At 51.7% G+C, this 21884-nt stretch carries 17 protein-coding genes and 1 riboswitch; all 17 genes read right to left on the reverse strand.

Annotated elements, in window-relative coordinates:
• The 17 genes from KK083_RS04580 to KK083_RS04660 all read right to left on the reverse strand — a co-directional run bounded on the left by KK083_RS04580 (window position 1) and on the right by KK083_RS04660 (window position 21731).
• On the reverse strand, window positions 1-1704 hold the full coding sequence (locus tag KK083_RS04580) for a hypothetical protein (RefSeq protein WP_254161149.1): 1704 nt from the start codon (window positions 1702-1704) through the stop codon (window positions 1-3).
• A gap of 526 nt (window positions 1705-2230) precedes the next feature.
• A complete protein-coding gene (locus KK083_RS04585; RefSeq protein WP_254161151.1) occupies window positions 2231-3511 on the reverse strand; it encodes a YeiH family protein in 1281 nt (426 codons plus the stop codon).
• A gap of 35 nt (window positions 3512-3546) precedes the next feature.
• Complete coding sequence (locus KK083_RS04590; RefSeq protein WP_254161153.1) at window positions 3547-5001, reverse strand: phytoene desaturase family protein; 1455 nt, start codon at window positions 4999-5001, stop codon at window positions 3547-3549.
• A 28-nt stretch (window positions 5002-5029) separates the two neighbouring features.
• The gene (soxC, locus tag KK083_RS04595) at window positions 5030-6259 is read right to left on the reverse strand and encodes a sulfite dehydrogenase (protein ID WP_254161155.1); all 1230 of its coding nucleotides are present in this window, start codon (window positions 6257-6259) and stop codon (window positions 5030-5032) included.
• Window positions 6256-6873 (reverse strand): c-type cytochrome, encoded by a 618-nt coding sequence (locus KK083_RS04600; protein ID WP_254161157.1) that lies wholly within the window; start codon window positions 6871-6873, stop codon window positions 6256-6258. The genes soxC and KK083_RS04600 overlap by 4 nt, the downstream gene beginning before the upstream one ends.
• Window positions 6874-6927: 54 nt before the next feature.
• Window positions 6928-8571, reverse strand: coding sequence for an MFS transporter (locus KK083_RS04605; protein ID WP_254161159.1), 1644 nt, complete (start codon window positions 8569-8571; stop codon window positions 6928-6930).
• A 21-nt stretch (window positions 8572-8592) separates the two neighbouring features.
• Window positions 8593-10014 carry a DoxX family protein gene (locus KK083_RS04610; protein ID WP_254161161.1) on the reverse strand — a complete coding sequence of 474 codons (1422 nt, stop codon included), beginning with the start codon at window positions 10012-10014 and terminating at the stop codon, window positions 8593-8595.
• 22 nt (window positions 10015-10036) lie between these two features.
• A complete protein-coding gene (locus KK083_RS04615; RefSeq protein WP_254161163.1) occupies window positions 10037-11404 on the reverse strand; it encodes a RagB/SusD family nutrient uptake outer membrane protein in 1368 nt (455 codons plus the stop codon).
• 20 nt (window positions 11405-11424) lie between these two features.
• The gene (locus KK083_RS04620) at window positions 11425-14457 is read right to left on the reverse strand and encodes a SusC/RagA family TonB-linked outer membrane protein (RefSeq protein ID WP_254161166.1); all 3033 of its coding nucleotides are present in this window, start codon (window positions 14455-14457) and stop codon (window positions 11425-11427) included.
• 5 nt (window positions 14458-14462) lie between these two features.
• Window positions 14463-15395 (reverse strand): hypothetical protein, encoded by a 933-nt coding sequence (locus KK083_RS04625; RefSeq protein WP_254161168.1) that lies wholly within the window; start codon window positions 15393-15395, stop codon window positions 14463-14465.
• A 274-nt stretch (window positions 15396-15669) separates the two neighbouring features.
• Window positions 15670-15776: riboswitch (SAM riboswitch) on the reverse strand.
• Between the two features lie 231 nt (window positions 15777-16007).
• Window positions 16008-16751, reverse strand: coding sequence for a DUF4097 family beta strand repeat-containing protein (locus tag KK083_RS04630; protein WP_254161170.1), 744 nt, complete (start codon window positions 16749-16751; stop codon window positions 16008-16010).
• A 96-nt stretch (window positions 16752-16847) separates the two neighbouring features.
• Window positions 16848-17615: a DUF4097 family beta strand repeat-containing protein gene (locus KK083_RS04635; protein ID WP_254161172.1), complete on the reverse strand. Its 768-nt coding sequence runs from the start codon at window positions 17613-17615 to the stop codon at window positions 16848-16850.
• Between the two features lie 52 nt (window positions 17616-17667).
• Window positions 17668-18432, reverse strand: coding sequence for a DUF4097 family beta strand repeat-containing protein (locus KK083_RS04640; RefSeq protein WP_254161174.1), 765 nt, complete (start codon window positions 18430-18432; stop codon window positions 17668-17670).
• A gap of 48 nt (window positions 18433-18480) precedes the next feature.
• Window positions 18481-19266, reverse strand: a complete 786-nt coding sequence (locus KK083_RS04645; protein ID WP_254161176.1) for a HEAT repeat domain-containing protein — start codon at window positions 19264-19266, stop codon at window positions 18481-18483.
• Between the two features lie 21 nt (window positions 19267-19287).
• Window positions 19288-19827, reverse strand: a complete 540-nt coding sequence (locus tag KK083_RS04650; RefSeq protein ID WP_254161178.1) for an RNA polymerase sigma factor — start codon at window positions 19825-19827, stop codon at window positions 19288-19290.
• A 209-nt stretch (window positions 19828-20036) separates the two neighbouring features.
• Window positions 20037-21248, reverse strand: coding sequence for an outer membrane protein assembly factor BamB family protein (locus tag KK083_RS04655; RefSeq protein WP_254161180.1), 1212 nt, complete (start codon window positions 21246-21248; stop codon window positions 20037-20039).
• A gap of 189 nt (window positions 21249-21437) precedes the next feature.
• Window positions 21438-21731, reverse strand: coding sequence for a hypothetical protein (locus KK083_RS04660; protein ID WP_254161182.1), 294 nt, complete (start codon window positions 21729-21731; stop codon window positions 21438-21440).
• Between the last annotated feature and the right edge of the window lie 153 nt (window positions 21732-21884).

Here is a 21884-nt window from a genome sequence, read left to right on the forward strand (position 1 = left end):
TCAATTTGAAAATGAGTAGTTATAGGTCACTCCTCCCCTGAACTCGGAAAATGACGGCATATCGCCCTGGTGGTTTAACCGGTTCAGGTAAGAAAGATCGACCCCGAAAGTGTGCCGGGTCCTGGTGCTGTACGAGCACCCCAGCCTGGCCGTGGTATTATCACTCAACAGCACGGCTGTCTGATAAGACCTGATGTAGCTTGACGAAAATGTCGATCGCAGCTTTCGTGTGAAAAAAAGCTTCGACGCAGACACGGTCGGCCCTACCGAAAAATTATTGATCGCCGCCACCTGGTTGGAGTTGGCGTTGAGGTTCACATTGAAAGTAAGATCCCTGGGTGTGTTGTTGGATTGATAGGCGACGTTGGCATTATAAAAAACCGACTTGTTGCCCTGGTTGCCGGAAGCCACCTGGTAGCTGGACGTGAAAGCAAGCGTTCGAGCAATATCACCCTGCCCGAAATTGTAATTCACGCCAGCGGTCACATTGTTTGTCACCTGCAGGAACAGCAGCGAATCGATCTCGTCGATCTGCGATTGCTGGTAGAAGCGGTCAAGCTTGGTGGTGCTGTTAAAGTTGCTGTATGACGCGTTGAGGTTGAACTTCTCGCTGATCATGTAAGAAGTGGTCACAGAGCCGATGAACCTTTCCACGCGGGTCTCTTCCGTATGGTTCAGGTTGTTGCGCTGCAGCCCGGCGTTCACGGCCACGTTGAACTTGCCTTCGAAGAAGGCCGTGGCAATTCCTCCTGTGAGGTCATCGAAGTCGTTGTTCATAAACGGTGAGCCCATGGTCTTGTACTCCGGGCCGAGTCTCCGGTATTTCGCATTGAGCTGGTACCGGTCTGCGCGGTAGCCGAGCTGTGCCTGAAACGCGCCGTTGAACTGCGACGATTGTGTAGGTGTATACAGGTTTCCGAGGTAGTTGGCATACCTGAAAGAAGTCAGGCGTGCTTCCGGATCGCGGGTGTCTTTGGTGTACGCGCTGAGGGCGTACTCTGTGTTGATGGTGATGCGTTTCGCCAGTGTTCTCCTGACATTGACACCCCACACGAAATTCTCGGCGGGTGCGATGTCCAACGCTGATGCTACTGTATCGGGAATGGAGGCAGGATCGTCGCGGCCCCTGAAAAGGATCAGGTCAACCTCCTGGCCATTTTTGCCGATGGTCACCTTGGTACCATAGCCCCACCGTTCATACGATGGGATGCCGAATTCCAGATCGTTCAACCCACCCACCAGGCGCGCTTTGGCAAAACGTCCGTACATAGCGCTTACTTTCACCATCGCGTTGGGTGGTGCTACCTCCACACCGAGTCCCATGAAAATGGTTCCCGCCAGTGTGAACTCCGAAAAGTTCATACTTCTGTAACCGGCATGCAGGGTCACATATTTATAAGTAGGGCTGATGCCGAATTGATTGAACGGTTGGGGATAACGGAAGGTCTGGTCCTGTTGACTGAGCGTGAATGAAAAAGGTGCCGAGATCTGCCAGTAGCTTAACGTGAGGTTGCCGGAGAGCATCCAGTAGAGCGGGTCGCGTCGTGATTCGATACCGGAGGCAGTGTAACCAATAGCCGAGCCGTTCAGTGAGCCAGAGATGCGCAACTTCTGCTGCGCCATGAGGGCGGGCACAAAAGTTACCAGGAGGCACACCGTTAACAAGCCGGGTCGCAGCTTATTGGCGGGGGTATAGGTTGGCACGTTAAGGTTTTTTTGCAGCAAATAAATCATTACAGACTTCAATTGTCACGCAATCCGGAGGCATCATGCGGGTGTGTACAAGTGAAAGCCATAAATTCAAAAAAGCCGCCCACGGTATGAATACTGTCGTTTTGAGGATTCCCGCCAGGATTTGCAATGAAATCGGATGCGCAATAGCGGAGCACCGAAAATCCTGATTACTTAAAAAGGAGTAGCATTAAAAAAGTATGTTTTGGCGGGCAAAAGTGATTTTCATAGAAGATAATTGCACCGGGCCTGCATTTCTTAGGTAACAGTGTTGGCCATGGGCTGATCCACAAAAGGCCAAATCAAACGGACAACCGGCTGATATTGGATTTCAGCCAGTTATTGTGGGTAACAGAATGGTTGCAAGCCGCTTTACTAACGAGCGGGCCAGGCCATTATTGCACCATGTAATAATTTCCACAAATACCCACTCATCGACCCCTATTGCTATTTAACTCCATTAATGTCTTTTCATCGTTGAACAAACTAAAGAATTCGCCTAGTTGAACAGCAGGTAGGCAATGAGCAACGTGATCAGGATATTAAAAAGCTGCGCGCCGAGAAAAGCATACAACGGCTTTTTGTTAGAGGCGTTGAAGAGGTCGGAAAAGCGGGTTTCCAGCCCGATGCTCGTAAAGGCCAGCACAAACCAGAGGGTCTGAATGCTCTTGAGCCCGTCTTTGGCAGGCGCTATGATCTCCGGACTTAATATAAAGGAGAACAGCAAAGAAGCTGCGATAAAACCGAGCACAAATTTGGGGAAGCGCTCCCAGAGCAACCCGAGGCTGGGCTTGCCAACAGCAGCAGCACTTTCCGGAGCCTTGCGTGTGTAGGTCCAGTAAACACTGATGGCAAAGGCAGCGAGTCCCAGCAACACGTTCTGTGAGAATTTTACAATGGTGCTGATCTTGAGCGCCGTGTCGCCCACCAAAGTTCCGGCAGCTACTACCGCGCCCGTTGTATCGATGGTGCCTCCGAGCCATGCGCCCGTCACCTCCTGCGAAAGTCCGATATACTGGGCGATGTAAGGCATAAAGATCATCATGGGGATGGCGGTGACCAGCACCAGCGAGATCACATACGACAATTTTTTGGAGTCTCCCTTGATAGCGCCTGCCGTGGCGATCGCTGCGGAAACACCACAAATGGAAACAGCGCTGGAGATCATCATGCTCAATTCGTCATCGAGCTTCAGCTTGCGGCAGATCCAGAAAGCAAAGTACCAGACCGACAGCACCACGGCCAGCGCCTGGATCAATCCCAGAGAGCCGGCTTTCAGAATATCGCCAAAGATCACACCTGTGCCCAACAGCACTAAGCCGATCTTCACAAACATCTCTGCAGAAAGTACGTCGCGAAACCATTTCGGAAGGATGATCAGGTTGCCGATGAGCAGCCCGATGGAAAGACTGAAGATCACAGCCTCCAGGTTGAGATACTTCACCTCGCTGTTGCCGGCGAGGATGAGCGCCACCACGCTGATCACATACAATAGCGGAAACACAGTGATGGTTGCTTTCACAGGCTTGCCCGTTGCGACCGCTCCCAGTATAGAGAACACAAACACCACAGCGAATTGCGTGGCTATGCGCGCGAGGTTGCCCAATGAAAAGATCTTTTCAGCCAGATCAGCACCTGTGCTCCATGAATACGCAGGCGCCGGAAAAATGACACCCGCGATAAAAAGAAAAATGATCAGGAAGCCCAGTACCACTACGGCCCAATCTTCTGTGAGGATCAGTTTTGATTTTTCAGTTGCTACTGCTGTGTTCGTGCTCATGTGCTAAATGTAAATTTTTTTAAAGAATTATCGAATTATAATGGTACGGACGGCGACTTGTGAAAAATATCTTTCAGGGCCCTCACCGCGGCGTGGTATCCACACATGCCGTGCACACCTCCACCGGGCGGCGTTGATGAAGAGCAGAGATAAATTCCTTTCGCTGAAGTGCGGTAAGGTGAAGATCTCAGGGCAGGCCGCGTGAAAAGCTGACCGAGGTCATTGACGCCTCCGGTAATGTCTCCGCCAATGTAGTTGGGATTGTATTCTTCCAGCTGCGCACTGTTCATCACGTGCTTCGCCAGGATGCGCTCACGGAATCCCGGTGCAAACCGCTCTACCTGCCTCTCTATCACGTCGGTCATGTCTGTTGTGGAACCCGACGGCACATGGCAGTAGGCCCATGCAGTATGTTTACCCTCCGGTGCCCGCGACGGATCGAACAAACTTTGCTGTGCCATGAGTACAAAAGGTCGTTCCGCGTGTTTACCGCTCCAGGTTGTTTTCTCCGACGTAGCGATCTCGTTAAAGGTATTGCCGAGGTGAACGGTACCCGCCGTGCGGCATTCTGCAGCTTTGAAAGGTACCGGTGCATCCAGCGCCCAGTCTACTTTGAAGACTCCCATGCCATAGCGGAAGCGGTTCAGCTGCCACTTGTAAACAGAAGAGAATTTATGACCGGCGATCTGCAGCAATTGTTTGGGTGTTGTATCGAAGAGCACAGCATGGCTCGACGGGAGCTGACTGAGCGAATGCACGTGAAAATTTGTTTCGATCTTTCCGCCCATGGAAACAAAGTAAGATGCCAGCGCATCGGCGATCTGCTGTGAGCCTCCTTTCGGAAGAGGCCAGCCGCGCAGATGACCCACCGCCATGAGCACAAAACCGATGGCCGCCGTGGAGAGATTGCTCAACGGCATGATGGAATGTGCCGCCATACCCGCCCACAAACCTTTTGCTTTTTCAGTGGTGAAACGTTTCGCGACGGTCTCCGCAGACAACAGTGCCTTCAATCCAAAGCTCGCCAGTGCGAAGGGATGCGCGGGGAAACGCAGGGGCCCCAGGAGGTTGTTCACGATGAATGGCCAATCCTGGATGATGGGGGCGATCAGGTCAAGATATTTTTTTTCGTCTGCGCCCAACAATGCTGCGGTGGCTTCGAGCGACTCACCGAGCACTGCTGCCGTACCATTGTCGAACGGGTGCGCGGCAGCGATTGGTGGATAGATGAACTCAAGACCATGCTTCTTCAAGGGAAGGCTGGAGAAAAAAGGCGAACCTGCCGCCATGGGATGGATCGCTGAACAAACGTCGTGGATGTATCCCGGCAATGTCAGCGCTTTGGAACGCAGTCCACCGCCAATGGTGTTCTTGCTCTCCAGCAGCAAAACGGAGCAACCAGCCTGCTGCAGCACAATGGCCGCGGCAAGCCCGTTGGGTCCCGACCCCACCACCACAGCATCGTAATCTCGTCGTTCCAGCTGAGCCATTGATCAAAAGTGTTCCTGTAAAAATAACTTACTTTTTTGCTTCCGGCCTAAATAATACCCGGCCATCGCGTTTTATTATCCAGGCCGTCACCGGGTTAAAATGGTACCCTCCTGTATTTCCGCCGCGCGCATCGGAAAGTTGTTTCAACGTCGGCTGCACATAACCCGTCTCATCCACAGCCCTGCTCATGATGGCGGTCTCGTCTCCGTTCCAGTGCCACAAATACCGGAAGCCTGTGTGCGCTTTGTCCAGCACCGGCCCCTGAAGCTCGGCAGCACTCCACGATCTTCCATCGTTGGTGCTGATCTCTACACGAACGATCCTGCCGCGACCGCTCCATGCAATGCCCCTGAGCTCGATCCAGCCCTTCTCAACAGGGTTGGGATAGGCGGGATACGTGATGATGGAGCGCGCATCCATCACAAAGCTGAACTGCCTGATCTTTCCACCGCCAATGGCCTCGGTATATTTTGAGGTTTCTTCCCGCGTCATGAAGGGCTGATCTGAAATTTCAATTCTCCGGATCCACTTCACACACGTGTTGCCCTCCCAGCCCGGCAACACCAATCGCGCCGGGTAACCCTGCTCCGGACGGATGGCCTCCCCGTTCTGCGCATAGGCGAGCATGGTGTCTTCCCAACCTTTTTGCAGAGGAATACTTCTTGTCATCACGGCAGCATCAGAGCCTTCTGCGAGGAACCAGGTTGCCCTGGGGTCAACGCCAACTTCGCGAAAGAGCGTTGAGAGCATCACCCCTGTCCATTCACTCTGGCTCGTCAACCCGCAGATCTCCTGGGGACTGAGCTCTTCCTTGTTTCCCCTGTAATTACCCGAACACTCGAGGAACATGATCCTTGACACAGAAGGGAATTGTTTCAAATCACGGAGCTTAAAAACCATCGGCTTCTTCACCATGCCATGGATCAGCAGCTCATATTTCTCAGGGTCGATGGCAGGCACACCACCGTGATGCCTTTCGTAATGAAGATCGGAAGGCGTCAACGTACCGTAAAGGTCCTGTAACGGTGTGCGCGATGATGTGTCGCTGGGTTTCTTTTGTAGTTTCTCAAACGGTGAACGTGTACCTACTTCACCCGGAAGGGGTCCCAGCTTTTTTGTAGGATCAGAGGTGGCGGTTTCTTTTTCCGTAACGGCCCGCTGCATCACTTTGCCGAAGCTGGTCTGCACAAGCACCACCGCCGCCGTGGCAGCGCCTCCCAGCCATGTTCTTCTTTTTATTTTCTGATTTTGATTCATTTGATCTCAGTACCTCCTGATCTGTCGTCGGGAACAAAAAGAGCGCGGGCAGGCATGTTCACCTGCGGCAGGGTTTGTGCGTTCATCACTGCGGATGAGTCGACGATATTGTTGGCGTGAAGCAAAAAAGCGGTGAGACTGTACACTTCATCCGGCGTGAGTGAGCCCGGTGTGTTGAAGGGCATGGCGCGGTTGATGTAATCGTACAGCGTGGTGGCATAAGGCCAGTAGTTGCCGATGGTCTTCTCCTTTCCAGGTTCCTTCGAGGATGATGCAGTGTCTGTCTTTGTTACGAGCGGATTAAAAGGTCCTTCGGTACCTGTTTTGCCGTGACACAAGGCACACTTGGCGGCGTAGATCGCTTTGCCCTGCGAAACAGTACCTGATCCGTACGGCAATCCTTTGCCATCGGGACGAATGTCTATATCCAGCGTATCAATGTCATGCGACGAAGCCAGGCGTCCAAAGCCGAAGCTCTGTGGCCAGCTTGCCGTGTCCTTCAGAGAGATATTTTCATTATTAAAATCAGGTTGCCCCTTACAAGCGCAAAGAACTACCAGCAGAATAATGTATAAAGGGGTTTTATCAGGTTGGTCGGTGTATCGGTTTCGCATTTCACTATGGTGGAAAAAACCTCACTGCACACCAACGCGCAGTGAGGTAACTGGTCATTCATACTTTCCGGCAACGAGCGTGCTTTCAGACAATGCATACTTGCGTTCTGCCCTGTCGAGCACCACATACAACGAATCCTGGTTTTCGTCCAGTCCTTCGAGCACCACCCGTGAGCCATCGGTGGTGGTAAACTTCAGCACCATGCGTTTCCGCTTGTCGAATTTTTTACCTGCGCTGGCAAACTCACGATCCCTGCGCGTTGATGCGGCACGGGGATCGATCTTCTCCACTTCATCGCCAATATGTTCCCAGGCCGTTTTGCTGATCCATTGATCGTCATAAATACCACCTTTCTTTTTAGGCTCGGTATCGATGCGTTGTTCCGGCGGCGCTCCGTTGCCACTGCCGTCACCTCCCGCTCCAGCCACAACGTTTCTCCGGTCAGGAATGGCTTTATACTTGTCCTGCAGGTACAGCACGTTGTCCACCGTGTCTGCGAGGTAATGGAATACCCTTCTTCCGCCGGCAGTGCCTGTGAGCTCGAAAGTTCTGTTGATATCACGCTGCGGATCACCCCCACCGTTCGAGAGGTCCAGCGGTGTGGGGCGGTTCACCTTGTACGTGAGCGAGGTCCACTTTTCAAAAGTTGCCTCCTGCCAGCGCACGGTATCCACAGGTGAATACGGAATCTCTTTGCCGTTCAGCCTGAACGTTGTAACATTATAATATCCGCGAAGCTTCGAAATACCTTTTGTGGCAGGCTGCTTGTACGGATCATAGAGGAAGTTCACATATTGCAGGTAGAACAACAGCACGAGGAACACACCGATGGTAGCCGTTTTCACACCGATGCGCGTAAACTGCCACGGTGTTGAAAATACAGGATAGTAGCTGAGCTGCCGCGCCGGTTTTTCGAGGATCAGCAGGCGGTACAGCTGCGGCACATAATGCACAATGAGGAACGTCGAGAGCAGCACAAAGTAAGAGCTGTACACATGCACGCCACCATCGTAAGCAAAATTGACGTAGACAATATCACCCAACGCACCAAACAGCAGCACCGCGCCCAGCAACGTCGTTCTTCTAAAGAACAACAACGTGCCCGCTCCGATCTCGACCACACCGGCAAACACCTGGTACCATGGCACAATGCCGATGGAGAGCCAGTAGATCTTCTGCGCTGTAAAATCGCCGAAGTCAGTATTCAGCAAACCGATAGAAGGATACGGCATTTGCACCGGGAGAAGTTTGGTGAAACCAAAACCGATGATGCCTATCGCAGCCCTGTAGCGCACAATGGCCCGCAGCCAGTAGTAGAGAAGGTTGTAATCCTGCGGCTCCGGTTTTCTGCGTTTGTCGATGACGGTCCAGAGAAGTCCTCCGGCAATCGCCACCAGCAACGTAATGATCCAGTTAGCGTAACCGGCGAGCGGATTACCGAAAATGGTGTTGCCAAAAATATTCAGACCGGAGCCGAAACGTGCAATGTCATAAAGGTCGCGGTAATGAAGGTTTGTCCAGTCGATGCCGGCAACCTGTTTGTACCATTCGGCACTGTTCGGGATGCAGATGCTGATGAAGAAGATGAAGGCGATCCTGAATGCTATCTTTTGCCATTCCGTCCATGGTTTCAATGCCACCGGAGTATTCTCATCTTGTACCGGCCTGGCATTGCCGGAAGTTTGATCATTGGCCATAATGTTGCTTATTTTTCAAGGTTATAATTTGAGGCCCCTGCGTCTTCCACCCTTCGCGGCTTCTTCCAGCAGGTATTTTTTATCGATCCGCTCCAGCACCACATACAAAGTGTCTTTATGCTGATCGATGCCTGACAGGATAATGGTATTGGCATCCGGTCTGTCATAGTGCAGCACAAGGCGGTCTGAAACGTAATTCTTATTCCTGTTCTGAAGCGTAAGTGTTTTGTTAGCTGCGTCGATCTCGTAGCTGTAGTAGTGCCTTCCGGCGGAGCCCGACAGCTCGTACGTTCTTTTCTCGTCGTCCAGGAAGATCTCTTCGGTGAGTGCCGCCGTGAGTGTCACCGGCCTGTTGGCGCGAATGCTCAGCGTGGCCCACTTCTCGAACACAACGTCTTTCCACCGCACAGCGTCCGTTGGGGAGTACGGCAGCACGTTGTTGTTGATCCTGAACTCTTTTACATTGTAGATCCCGCTCGCGTCGGCAAGCCCCGGCGTTTGAGGATAATGATAAACATCATTGCGAGATCCCGCATAAGTCTTGTATCCATAAAAGACAACAAACACCAGCACAAAGGCGCTCTTCAGGATCAGTCTTCCATTCTTCTGCCAGCCTTCTTTCAGCACGGGATTGAACCGGTTGGGCGCTGTGGGTTTCTCCAGGGAAGTGAGGGTAATGAGTCGCGCCGCATCGAACGCCACCAGGAACAACGCAAAGGTCACCAGCACGAGCGCATATACATATTCACCACCTTCATACGCCAGGTTAGACATCACCACGTTACCCGTGTAGGGCAACACAATGAAAGCGCCGATGGATGCCGTCTTGCGGTAGAGCAACAGCAACGCCGCCAGCAGCTCCACCAACCCGAGGAAAGATTCATATCCTGGAACAATACCGGTGCTCATCGAAAACAGTTTCCACGCCTCGATGTCGCCGTAGTTCGTGTTCAGGTTGCTGATAGATGGATAGGGCATCTGCAGCGGGAAGAACTTGATGAACCCGTACGCGAGCAACGCCACGGCTAGCCTGTAACGAAGCACCACCCGGAGCCAGTAATACAAATTATTGTACTCCTTGCTTTTCGAATCTACAATGCCCCAGGTAATGGTGCCGATCAATGCGATCACTGCCACCACGAACCAGTCGGCAAGCTCCGGAACTTCAGAGAAGAACCGCGGCGTATAGCGGGCCAGGTAAAAAAAGTTGCTGAAGTGCAGCGATGACCAATCGAGCGAAAAGATATCGCGATAGTACTTCCAGTCCAGCGGCACGGCCTGCACCAGGAAATACACGAAGAAGAACCGGAACAGCACCTTCTCATAACCCTTCCACTCGGCGGGCCGGAGATCAGGCTGCTGCTCGCGCTTTACCGTTCCATTCACCTGGGACGATACCGTTTTGCGTTCAGCGGGGGCAACAGGAGTTTCTATCAGTGTCATAGGCAAAAGTTTAAGTCTTGTTTTATCGGTAGCCGATATTCTGATCCAGCGCCAGCGTCTCGTCTACCAGGATCTGGTCTGCAGGTATGGGCAGCAGGTAGCGGAATTTTTCAGTCACGCCCAGCACATCATCCGCACGGTCTGTTCTCACCAGGTCGAACCAGCGATGCGCTTCCAGGGCGAACTCAAGTCTGCGTTCATTTTCAATGGCCAGCAGAAGATCGTTTTTGGTTGAAGCAACGCTGAGCGCGATACCAGCCCTGTCACGAACGGCGTTCAGGTCACTGAGCGCGTCCACAGGTTTATCCAGCTGCGCTCTTGCTTCCGCGCGGATCAGGTAAAGCTCGGCGATGCGGATGATGTAAGACGGATCTGACGCAGGCGTGCGGTAGTAGAGGTTACCATACCAGCGGTTCTGGTTATCGCGTGCCACCAGCACACTCCTGTTTCCACCCACAGCCGGATCGTTGATCAGTGCAAGAAAGGCCGTGTTAGGTGCCCATTGACGGGTTCCTCCGTTGGTCTGAGGCTGCCACTGGTTGCGGTGACCATTCGTTTCCGTAGTACCGTTGTAGAAGATCTCAAACACCGACTCCTCCGTTCCTCTTGCATTGCTCTGGAAAAAAGTACCGTAAGGTTTCAGCAGCTTGTAGCGTGTGTCGCTGATCAGCTTCGAAGCAAACTCTTCAGCCTTGCTCCAGTTCTGTTGATAAAGGTAGAACCGCGATTTCAGCGCCCACACCGTTTTGCGTGTAGCCCTGTAGCGATCGGTGGTTTCCGGAAGCAATGGCTCCGCTGATTCCAGGTCGCTCAATACCTGTGCATAGGTTTCTTCCACGGTGCTCCTGCCAATGTCTTCATTCTCTCCCGGCACCAGCGTAGGTTTGGTAATGAGCGGTACACCACCCCAGGTTCTGGCCAGGTCGAAGTACGCGAGCGCCCTCACGAAATAAGCTTCCCCCAGGATCTGGTCACGCAAAGCCGTGGTGAGCAACGGATCCTGGATGAGCGGTACGGCGGCAATGACATTGTTGGCGCGGTTGATCGCCCTGTAGATGCCATTCCATGCAGCGCTGACAGTAGCGTTGTCTGCGTTCACTTTTTTGTTGATGAACTCCTGTACCTGCGATTGTGAACCCGTCCAGGCGATGTTGTCACCCGAGAGGTACGCGATCGACTGGAACGAGGTGCCGTAGTAGTCACCGGCGCCCAGCGCACTGTAAACGCCGCGCAAAGCCGCTTCCGCCGATGCCTTATCCACAATCACATCGTCGCTCGTAGACAATGAATCCTTCGGCTTCACATCGAGGAACTCGTCGCACGATACAAGCGTGATCAGTGTGAGGATCAGTATATATTTCAATTTTGTTGTTGCAGTATTTATAAGCATGTCTTCTGTGCTTTTAAAATTTATAATGAGATGTTGACACCTACCTGCAGGCTGCGCGGCTGTGGTGGCGTGCCCAGGTCTATGCCCTGTTCGTTCTGGCCGCTGCTGGAAGCTGATTCGGGATCGAGGCCTGTGTAGTTCGTGAACAGCAACAGGTTGGTTCCGGCCAGGTACAATCGCAGCGATGAAACGTTGAGGCGTTGCGTAAGCTGTGATGGCAGCGTGTAGCCCAGGGTAAGTGAGCGCAGGCGCAGGAAAGACCCGTCTTCGAGCCAGCGGCTGCCGCCATCGCGATAGTTGTTCACGTTAACGCCATCGGGGCGGGGCACATTGGTGATGTCACCGGGCTGCTGCCAGCGGGCCACGTTCGATTTGAAGATCACACGCGCGGCATCGCGGGCACCACCACCTTCACCAAAGAAACGGTTGTGATTGTACACCTCGTTGCCGTACGAGAAAGCGAAGAATACACCGAGGTCGAAACCTTTGTAGTTGACGTTGTTGGTAATGCCTCCGAAGAAATCGGGCCAGATGCTGCCATAGATCTGACGGTCATCCGTAGTGATCTTGCCATCTTCCACCACTTCGTCGTAGATCACATTTCCCGTCTGCGGATCTACGCCGCGCTCTTTGTAAACCCAGAAGGAATACAGGGGAGATCCTTGCTGCTGCAGGATCAGGTCCCTGCTTCCATAGCGGAGAGGATCCTCCAGCTTTTCGATGTTGTTGACGTTGCGCGAAATGTTCAGGCTCGTGGTCCACGAGAGATCATTATTCGAAATGTTGACCGTATTCAGCGTGAACTCGAAACCCTTGTTGCTGATCTCGGCACCATTCTTCCAATAATTGCTGAAGCCCGTCTTTGAAGGGATGGCCACCAGCAGCAAACCGTTGGTAGTATACTTGTCGTAGTAATTGAACTCCAGGGCAACCCTGTCTTTCAGCACGGCCACATCCACACCGATGTTGAACTGCTTCGTGGTCTCCCATTTCAGATCGGGATTCGAAAGCTGCTGCGGTGAGATGCCGGGGCTGTTCTGATACGGCGCGCTGCCAGACCAAAGGCCCTGCGCGGCAAAGTTGCCAATGCCATTCTGGTTTCCGGTAAGCCCTACGCTGGCGCGGAGCTTCAGGTCGGTGATCAGGTCAACATCTTTCAGAAAGCTTTCCTGCTTGGCACGCCACGCAGCGCCTACAGAAGGAAAATAACCCCACTTGTTCTCTGCGCCGAACCGCGAAGATCCGTCTGCACGCAGGCTGGCATCGATCAGGTAACGGTCATTGAAGCTGTAGTTGATCTTCGAGAAGAATGAAGCCAGGTTGCTCTTAGACCAGCTCTGGGTGCTGGTGGAGCTCGCAGCCGATGAAATGGTTTTCAGGTCGTTGCTCGCAAAGCCCCTGCCTTCAGCATACGTACGGGTGAGCACGTCGCTCTGCAGCGTGTTGCCGATCAGGATACCGAAAGTGTGTTTGCCGAGATCCTTTTTGTATGCGAGCGTTTGCTCGTTCAGCAACGATGAGAACTGGCTCACGCTTGAAGTGGCCAGTCCACCTTGTGCGCCTTCGAGCAGGAATGTATTCCAGTATTCTTTCTCATCATAGTTATTGTAGTCTACGCCAAAGCTGGTGCGGAAGGTAAGTCCGGGCAACAGCTCCGCCTCGCCATAAAGGTTGGCGATGTACCGCAGGCTCACGGAGCTTACATCATAATTTTCAAGGAGCAGCTCCACGTTGTCGAAACCTGCGCGGCCCACCAGCACACCCTCCTCGTTATAAGGCGAGAGGTACGTTGGCGTGTGAAGCGCTGCCTGTAACAATCCTCCCCGCGGGCCATCGCCGGCACGGGCCTGGTTCCTGAAAGTTCTCGTCACCGTGTTGCTGGTACCTACCTGGATCTTGTCGTTGATCTTCTGGTCCAGGTTGAGCTTGAAGCTTCCCCGCTCAAATTCGATGGGCCTCAGAATGGACTCCTGCTTGTTGTATCCACCACCGATGTAATACTTGGTGTTGGTTGTACCACCGGATAAGGAGAGGTCGTAGTTCTGCGACACAGCAGTCCTGAAGACCTGACTCAACCGGTCATAGGTTTGCTGTTCTTCCGGTAATCCGCGACCAGCCTCGCCGTTGATCACCTCGCTCACTGGTCTGAACGGACGATTGGCAAAGGTCCTGTTCAGCGCCGGGTTGTCGATGCCTGTATTGATCCACCATTCATTCACCAGCTGAGCATGCTCAGGACCGGTTGCCAGGTCCCAGAGCTTCGCGGCCTTTGCCCATCCGTAAGAGGCGTTGAAATTGACGGTGGGCTTCTGCTCATACGTTCCACGTTTGGTAGTGATGATCACCACGCCGTTCGCGCCCCGTGAGCCATACAACGCGGTGGCTTCCGCATCTTTCAAAACCTCGATACTTTCAATGTCAGCCGGGTTGATGTCTGCGATGGGAGACGTTGCCTTACCGCCCGTGCTGATGGTTTGCAGGCTGTTGCCGTTGATGAACACACCGTCAATGACATAAAGCGGGTCGTTGTCAGCGTTAATAGACGTAGCACCACGAACACGCACGTTGACCACTTCACCGGGCACACCTGTGTTGCTCGAGATCTGAACACCTGAAACTTTTCCCTGGAGCTGCGCGTCGAAGCTTCCTGCGGCGATCGTTTTTATTGCGGCGGGATCTACTTTGGTAACGGAGCCGATGAGGTTCTTACGTTCCTGCGTTCCGTATCCCACCACAACCACTTCATCGAGCAGGTTGTCAGTCTTCAGCGTTACTTCCAGGGGATCGCCCAGCAGCTCATATATTTCTACTTCCTGCGGCCTAAAACCCACAAGGTTCACCTGGATGGAGAAAGGAAATTCTTTCGCCGATGCCAGCACAAATTGTCCGTCGGCATCTGTTACGGCGAAGCTCGCGGTGCCTTTTACAGCAACGGTAGCGCCAGGCACCGGTGCGCCGGTGTCATCCTTCACGATACCCTTTACATTTTCCTGGGCCGCAACAGAGAATATGATCGATACTTTAAATACTAAGATCAGTAACAGTTTTTTCATAGGTTTTACTTCGAGGCGAGTTGTTCAAATTTTTGTTTTTCATTCTCAAAACGTTTCTGTTCGGGTTTGAGAAAGCCATAGTGATGCAGATCATCCTGCGCATTGTAAATGACCCACAGCAGGAACTTCAGCGCTTCGGGTTTGTAGTTGTGCTTGCGCAGGGAGATGTGGATGTATTCCACGGGAATGTTCTCCGTTTTCTGATCTTCAATGGCGCTGATGGCATCGTCGAGGGTGGCGTAGAAGCGCTCATCCTGTGAAACACGGCCGTTGTTGTCGGCATCCACTGGCAGCACGGCGAGTCCCGGAAGCGCCTTGCGCGATGTGAGGTCGTAGATCAGTCCCGGGTAGCTGTACGAGATTCCTGTAGGATCTTTCAGCAGCGCCTTGATCAGGTGCTCATCGGCGCCGGCGATGGCTTTGCCGGTGATCTGCTGCTGCTCAAATCCGAAATACTTTGCAAACGTGACAGGAGCACCTGCTTTCTGAAGCCTGGTGTACACCGTGTAAGGTGCTTTGATCTCCTGCTGTTTTTCCTTGTCTGCATAGATGTCGTGAAAATAGATCTGTTTGATCAGGTCTTTGGTCAATCCCTTCTCTGTGAAAGTTTTGGCGAACTCCGACCCTGCGTTGGCTACCGGCAGCAATGCATACCTTGCCAGGTAGAGGTACTCGCGTTCTTCCTTCACTTCCTTCTCGGGCTCGTAAGCTTCGATGAGCAGATCATAGTGCGCGGGATCTGTAGCAGTACGTGAGTCGATCACAACTTCCACAGAGGGATTCGCTTCCTTGTATTCGGCGATCCATTGCTGTACCAGCGGATAGGCAAACCGTACGCCGGTGATCACTACTTTTTTGTCGGGGGCCTGCTGCGCAAAAAGCGATGTTGCCGTGAGCAGCAGAAAATAAATGAGTATAAATGAAATGAATGATTTCATGGTCAAGTCAGTAATTGTAAAATATTTGGGAATTGTAATTAGGCGGCTACGGAATGCATCTTATCTTATTGAAATTCCACCAAGATCAACAAGATCGATGCATCCGAAAGCCATGTAGTTGTTACTCGCCGCACGAGGGAACGCGGCACCATCCGTCAACAACCTTCATCAGCAGAAGGCATACAGCAACAGCAAGCGTGCTGAGGGTTGACGTTATTGCATTGTTTCATGTGAGCCATCAGGCCCGAAAAAAATTTCGTTTTCATTGTTTAAAATTTTATAGTCCCAAAAATTTATTTGGTAGGACTTAGCACCTTGTCTGGTGGAAACAGGTTGCTAGAAGATCATCGAGCCTATTCTCTCCCTTCTTCTTTATAAAATCAATTTGGTGGCTAATTGATTTGTCTACTAAATCTATAGACAAATGTAACATTACAAATTTGTAACGTGCAACTGTTTGGTAAAAAAAGTTTTGAGAAATTTTGGTTAGTCCATCGCAATGGTTTGAAGTGTCTAAAACAAAGCCACTTATGCCTGCCCCACAAAAAAAAGCCCGCAAGGTTTACCTGCAGGCTTCAAAGAAGCGTTGTCAACTAACGCTCTACCCTGATATTACTGACCGGCTTTTCTGATATAAACGTTGCCGTATTTCGACTCAAAGGTATACTTCGGACCGCTGCCGGGCTTGGCTGTAACGTAGGTGTGAAAATCCCTTTCCTTAAAACCACCGCCCGAGAATTTTGTGTCGAAGTTGGTATAGATCTCGCCGTAGTTGGTTTCGGCAATGACTTCGCCTGCGGCACGCTCAGCCAGCGCGGCATCAACACCGCCGTAGGTTGCCTCCACGGTTAACGGGCCATTGAAGTTCTTGATCTCCACCATGCCATAGACCGATTCAACACGGGTCTCTATGTTCTTCGGAACCTTGATCTCCAGCTTAATGTCAATGTCAGCGCCCCACGACATGGTATTATAGCCTCCACCATGTTCTTCCTGGTATTTTTTAAGGTCGGCTTTGGTCCTGAACATGATCTTCTGGCCATCGCGCATAATGGTGATCCGCTGCGGCAGGTTCTTCAGGTCTTTAATGAAGGAGCGAAGATCGATCACATTTCCGTTCACCGCGTTTTCAAAGATGAAGGCATCATCGTTCTCGCCGCCGTTGATGCTCACCGTGCCCTGAACCGAGATCTCGTTCCTGTCCCACGTGCTTACCTGCACCAGCTCAGGATAATCGAAGTGCATGTTGATCTTCTGGCCTGGCTGGACCGGGATCGTTTTGTTGAGCTGCGTCTGCGCAAAATCCTTGACGGGACTTGTCATCGCAATGATCAATATGGCTATTGTTATTTTCATAGCAGATATTTTATCGTTTCGATTTCAGATCTGTGATCTCCGAATCCTAATCATTGAGTATTACCGAGACCAGGAGCCGGAGATCTACAGCAGAGATCATTTCATTTTTCTCAGGTATACGTTATCGTGCGAAGCTGACAGTGTGATGTTGATGCCGCCGCCATTGATCTTGCCGTTCACCTTGTCACTGTACCTTACCAGGTCACCGGTACGTTCGATCTCGATCTTGAAATCGGGGTCTACGAGGATCTCGCCGTGCGAAGAAGCCAGTTTCAGGTTTGCCTTCGTTGTTACCGGAAGGGCTACGTCCACATGGCCGTGAACCGACTGGATCGACACCGGGTTTTTCAACGCAGCACCCAGCACCGCTTCAATTCCACCATGCACTGTTTTCACTTCCATCGGCCCGGTCACATTCGTCAGCCTGACGCCGCTATGGACAGTAGAAACTTCGATCTCGCCTTCAACATTCCGGAACTGCACTTCACTGCCATGAGGTGAATTGTGTGAATAAAATACCTTGACACCCTTTGGAACTTTGATCGTAACATCCGGTCCACCCATTTTCTTCAGCTGGCGGACCTCTATCACCTGCCCTTTGTCTACCACTGACAGGCCGAGACCTGTATTGTCTTCCAGTCCCAGGCTGCTGACAGCACGCAATCCCTGGGCGCGTTCATCGCTCGAGCGATCGTTTCCCCTGGCGCTGAAGATGATCTCGTTGCCATCATACCCTTCTACTGAAACGTCATTCACTTCCCTGATGTCCAATGTTCCCGAGCTTTTCGAAACCTTGTAATCCTGCGCACAGACGATACCGGAGATCATTGCGCCGAGTACCACCATTAACAATTTCTTTTTCATTACTTATGTCGTTTACGATTGTGATCTGATTTAATTTTGTTGGCTCTTCGCACTATTTCTTTCTGAGATAAACCTTCCCATAGTTGCAGGCGAGGTCGATATTGATACCACCACCGTTGATCTTGCCGACAACCTTGTCGCTGTAGTGGACCATGCCACCGGTGGCTTCTATCTTGATATCGAACTCAGGCGCCACAAAGATCTCTCCGTATGATGTGCTCAGCTTGAGGTCGGCTTTGGTTGCCTGCGGAAGTGTAACATCCACATAACCGTAAACCGAAACGATGGAGATGGGATCTTTGATGGTGGAGCTGAACGTGGCTTCCACATGACCGTAGATGGTTTTGACGGTGAGCGGGCCTGTAACATTATCGAGCTCGATGCTGTTGTACTGTGCCGACACTTCTATTTCGTTCGTCAGGTTCTTGAACACTGCTTCGCCGCCGTATTGCGATTCGTGGGTGAACGATACAATAACACCTTTGGGAACCTGCACCCTGATGTTGGGTGCGTTTGTCTTTTTCAATTGCCGCACTTCCACAACGTTGCCTTTATCAGTCACGTTGATGCCGAGGCCGGTGTTATCGCTAAGCCCCAGGCTATTGACTGACCGCAGGCCTTCAGCACGTTCGTCTCTATCTTTTCCGCCATCCTTGCTTGAGAAGATGATCTCGTTGCCGTCATAACCTTCCACGGTTACCTTGCCTACATAGAGCTCCAGCCTGCCGGAGTTTTTGGCTACCTTGAACTCCTGGGCCTGAACACACCCCGCTATCAGCAGCAACACGATCCCTGTTATTATTTTCTTGTTTTTCATTTCCTTTCTTTGATTTGTTACTTAAAACCTAACCTATATTTATTTCCTTCATGAAAGTCTCAATATTCCTGAGTATGCTTCGTCCTTTACGGCCTGCATGGTCTTCTCGTCATCCACGATCTTCCTGAGGTCGTTCACCACACTTTTTTCCTTCATCTTCACCAGCAGCTGGATCAGGCTGATCTGCACCACTGGGTCTTTTTGTTTTTGCAGCGAAGTCACCAACGCTTTTCTCACGGCAGCGTCATCCGAAAACTTGCTGAGCGCATCGAGAGCTGCGAGCCTCACGTTCGAGTTGGGGTCTTCGTTCATGGTTTTTACCAGCGCGTTCACGATCTCGTCGTCGGCTTTGCCCATGCTGACGGCTACATTCACACCCTGGATCCGCTGGCTTGCCGACTGGCCGTTCTGAAGCATGGCCATCATCTGCTGCGTGATCTGCATCTGTTTTTCCAATGCTTCCAGTCTTTCTCTCTCTGCCAGTTGTCTTTCTTCACGCTGGTGGCTGATCCAGAACCCGATGCCACCGCCCAGGATCAGCAACGCCACAGCTGCTGCCACACGGTACAGGGCTGGCTGGAAGAATACGGTTTTGGTCTGGCGTGCCGAGGTCATTTCTTCTTTCAGCAGGTCATCGAAGCCCGCCCGCAGTTTTGCGCTCGGCTCGATGCGTGCGGACCTGTCCATCAGGTGCATCACTTCCTTCAGCTCTTCATAAAGCTTGTACGATTCTGCGTTGTTCACCAGCTCCTGCTCCACCACCCGTTTATCAACCGTGTTGAGGCGGTTGTCGATGTAGTCGATGAGCATACTTTCCAGCTTTTGCTTTTCCATATCTTTTATGCTTTCAGGGCGTTAGATCTTTTCCATTTCAAAATAGTACTCCCGCAGCTTGAGGATGGCGCGGTGCACTTTCACTTTTATATTGGCTACCGTTGTGTCCATAATGGCGGCAACCTCTTCGTATTTCATTTGTTGAAACCGGGTAAGCACCAGCAGCTCGCGCTGTTCTTCGCTGAGCCTTGCCATGGACTGGTGAAGGAGCTTCTCCTTTTCGTCCTGCGCTTCATGTTCCTCGAGGTCAGCCATATGGTCGCTTATTTTTTCTACGTCAACAAAATCCGAGAACTTGTTCTTGTTCGCCTGGTAGTGATCCGAAAACACATTCCGCGCTACCTGGTAGATCCACGATTGAAACTTATTGCCTTCGCGGTAGCTTGTTCTGTATTTGATGATGCGTAAAAAAACGTTCTGGGTAAGGTCTTCAGCCAGCGCCCTGTCCATTGTCATGCGGGCTAGAAAATTGAATATGCGTTTATGGTACCGCTCAAATAGCAAGGTCGCCTGTTGAAGCTCTCCACGCTTTACGGCCTCCATTATCAATTCGTCTGTCATCAGGACCTCGTTTTTTGTCAATTTTCGTGTTAGTTACCGGACGGTAAAGTAAAGGTTACAGTTGAATTTAAGGATTTTTCGGGCCGCGAAGCGGCAAAAAGGAGCCAGGAGCCAGGAGTAAGGAGCCAGGGGTCGCCCGAAGCCAGCCTTATGCGTACCTCGTAATTCGTACTTCGTACCTAAGAGTCGCGCTGCTGCCTAACATGAATTTAACGTCTCAGGCAATACACGGTGCCTTCCGTGGTGGTGAAGATCAGGAGGTCAGGCGTGATGGCAGGGGTTGAAAAAATGCCACCAAGCTCGTATTCAACTTCCAGGAAATGTTCGTTCGATTTGATGATGGTGTAAATATCATCGCGATAAGCGTCATCGGGTTTAAAATATTTGAGCCGGTTCTTGCTGTATCCTTCCGTTGTTACGGTCCATACTTTTTCACCGGTCCGGGCATCGATGCCGTGCAGCTTGCCGATGGTTGTGCCTGCATAGAACATACTTTCACTGTAGGCATTGCTTCCGAAGATGAGGAACTCCATCGGTTTTTTCCAGTACTCCCTGCCGGTCTCGGGTACGGCGGCAATGAGCACCCGTTCATCGGCGCCGCCAATATGCAATACCGAGTCGTGAATGGTGTTGGCTAGGCCCCATCCCCGCGTAAAAGCTTTGTTCCAATGACAGTAGCCCTTGTTCTGATCTATGGCGTAAACATTGTAATCGCGCGCACCGATAAAGACCAGGCCCTTCGCCACAACGGGTGAGCCCTGCACTTCACCTGCAGGAAAAAAGCGATGGCCTAAAGTTTTGAACTTCCACACCAACGCTCCGCTGGCGACATCCAGCGCATACACGTATCCATCAAATGAGCCCACAAACACTTTGTTGTTATCGATCGCCGGGGTTGTGTGCACAATGTTGCCGGTCTGATAGCTCCAGCGCTTCGTTCCATTATCAGCCTTCACGGCATACACGTTGCCATCGCCCGAGCCGAAATACACTGTATTATTATAGAGGATGGGAGAAGACTGGTGATAGTCCGCAAAATCGTATTTCTTTTCACCGTTCGAGGCAAAGGTCCATTTGATCTTGCCTGTCATCTTATCGAGGCAGTACAGGTTTCCGTCGCCACCATTCAGGTACAGTATGTTGCCTGTTACGAGGGGTGTCGAGCGGATCTGTCCACGGGTCTTCAGTTTCCAGCTGATCTTTCCTGACCGGGTATCGAGCGCATAGAACGTGCTGTCGAGCGCACCAAAATAAACGAGGTTATCACTCACCAGGGGCGAGGCGATGATGGGGGTAGCGACCCGGAAGGTCCAGTGCACGGAGGGCTTCTCTTTAAAATCGGGAATGGTTTGTTTCGCGGAACTCTGGGCCTGTGCATAACTGAAGAGCGCAAAGAAGAACAGTGGAGATAAGCACCTCATATGTTTTTTTAATCAAAATACAAAATGGCGTCACCATCCGGTAACCGCTCGTGCAAATCCACGTGAGCTGGGGGATAAAAAAAGGTGCCCTTTTGAGGCACCCTTTCGTTTACAGGTTTGTAGTTGTGATAGCCGGGCCGCATTTATCACCCTACCACCCGGGCACGGCTATCAAAGGCCTGTGTTCTCTTATTTCACTTCTTTGCCGTCTTTGTCAAGCTTTACGGTTTTTGTCTCGGCGTCTTTCTTCAGCTCCACTTCATACTGGTCAGCTGATTTCAGGTGATACGCTGCGCTGATCGTCCAGCCCTGGTAGTCGGCGCTCTGAAGGGCAGTTTTTACGGCTTCGGGAAGCTCTTCAGTTTTGATCTTCACTTTGTCATCCTGTTGCACGGCAACAACGGTAGTGCTAATGGTTGTGGCGTTAACGAAAGTTCCGGCTGCGAAGAACACAACGACAAGAGAAAGAATAACTTTTTTCATGTTATTAAGTTTGGTTTAAAACGTTTTGCGCTGCCTGTTACAATGACGATGCCGGCCAGCAGGCAGAAGGTGAAAACAGCTGTAGGTCAGGAGATTAAATTTTTAACGAAGGATGAGCGGGCAGTCAACGTGTAGAATATGTCTACAGTTTGA

The organism is Chryseosolibacter histidinae (assembly GCF_018598225.1).
GTDB classification, from domain to species: domain Bacteria; phylum Bacteroidota; class Bacteroidia; order Cytophagales; family Cyclobacteriaceae; genus Chryseosolibacter; species Chryseosolibacter histidini.

Excerpts from the sequence above, each read along its gene's own strand:
- KK083_RS04630 (WP_254161170.1), bottom strand. The coding sequence starts at position 16,751 with ATGAAAATAACAATAGCCATATTGATCATTGCGATGACAAGTCCCGTC.
- KK083_RS04640 (WP_254161174.1), bottom strand. The coding sequence starts at position 18,432 with ATGAAAAACAAGAAAATAATAACAGGGATCGTGTTGCTGCTGATAGCG.
- KK083_RS04610 (WP_254161161.1), bottom strand. The coding sequence starts at position 10,014 with ATGACACTGATAGAAACTCCTGTTGCCCCCGCTGAACGCAAAACGGTA.
- KK083_RS04585 (WP_254161151.1), bottom strand. The coding sequence starts at position 3,511 with ATGAGCACGAACACAGCAGTAGCAACTGAAAAATCAAAACTGATCCTC.
- KK083_RS04590 (WP_254161153.1), bottom strand. The coding sequence starts at position 5,001 with ATGGCTCAGCTGGAACGACGAGATTACGATGCTGTGGTGGTGGGGTCG.
- KK083_RS04655 (WP_254161180.1), bottom strand. The coding sequence starts at position 21,248 with ATGAGGTGCTTATCTCCACTGTTCTTCTTTGCGCTCTTCAGTTATGCA.
- KK083_RS04615 (WP_254161163.1), bottom strand. The coding sequence starts at position 11,404 with ATGCTTATAAATACTGCAACAACAAAATTGAAATATATACTGATCCTC.
- soxC (WP_254161155.1), bottom strand. The coding sequence starts at position 6,259 with ATGAATCAAAATCAGAAAATAAAAAGAAGAACATGGCTGGGAGGCGCT.
- KK083_RS04620 (WP_254161166.1), bottom strand. The coding sequence starts at position 14,457 with ATGAAAAAACTGTTACTGATCTTAGTATTTAAAGTATCGATCATATTC.
- KK083_RS04660 (WP_254161182.1), bottom strand. The coding sequence starts at position 21,731 with ATGAAAAAAGTTATTCTTTCTCTTGTCGTTGTGTTCTTCGCAGCCGGA.
- KK083_RS04625 (WP_254161168.1), bottom strand. The coding sequence starts at position 15,395 with ATGAAATCATTCATTTCATTTATACTCATTTATTTTCTGCTGCTCACG.
- KK083_RS04635 (WP_254161172.1), bottom strand. The coding sequence starts at position 17,615 with ATGAAAAAGAAATTGTTAATGGTGGTACTCGGCGCAATGATCTCCGGT.
- KK083_RS04645 (WP_254161176.1), bottom strand. The coding sequence starts at position 19,266 with ATGGAAAAGCAAAAGCTGGAAAGTATGCTCATCGACTACATCGACAAC.
- KK083_RS04650 (WP_254161178.1), bottom strand. The coding sequence starts at position 19,827 with ATGACAGACGAATTGATAATGGAGGCCGTAAAGCGTGGAGAGCTTCAA.
- KK083_RS04605 (WP_254161159.1), bottom strand. The coding sequence starts at position 8,571 with ATGGCCAATGATCAAACTTCCGGCAATGCCAGGCCGGTACAAGATGAG.
- KK083_RS04600 (WP_254161157.1), bottom strand. The coding sequence starts at position 6,873 with ATGCGAAACCGATACACCGACCAACCTGATAAAACCCCTTTATACATT.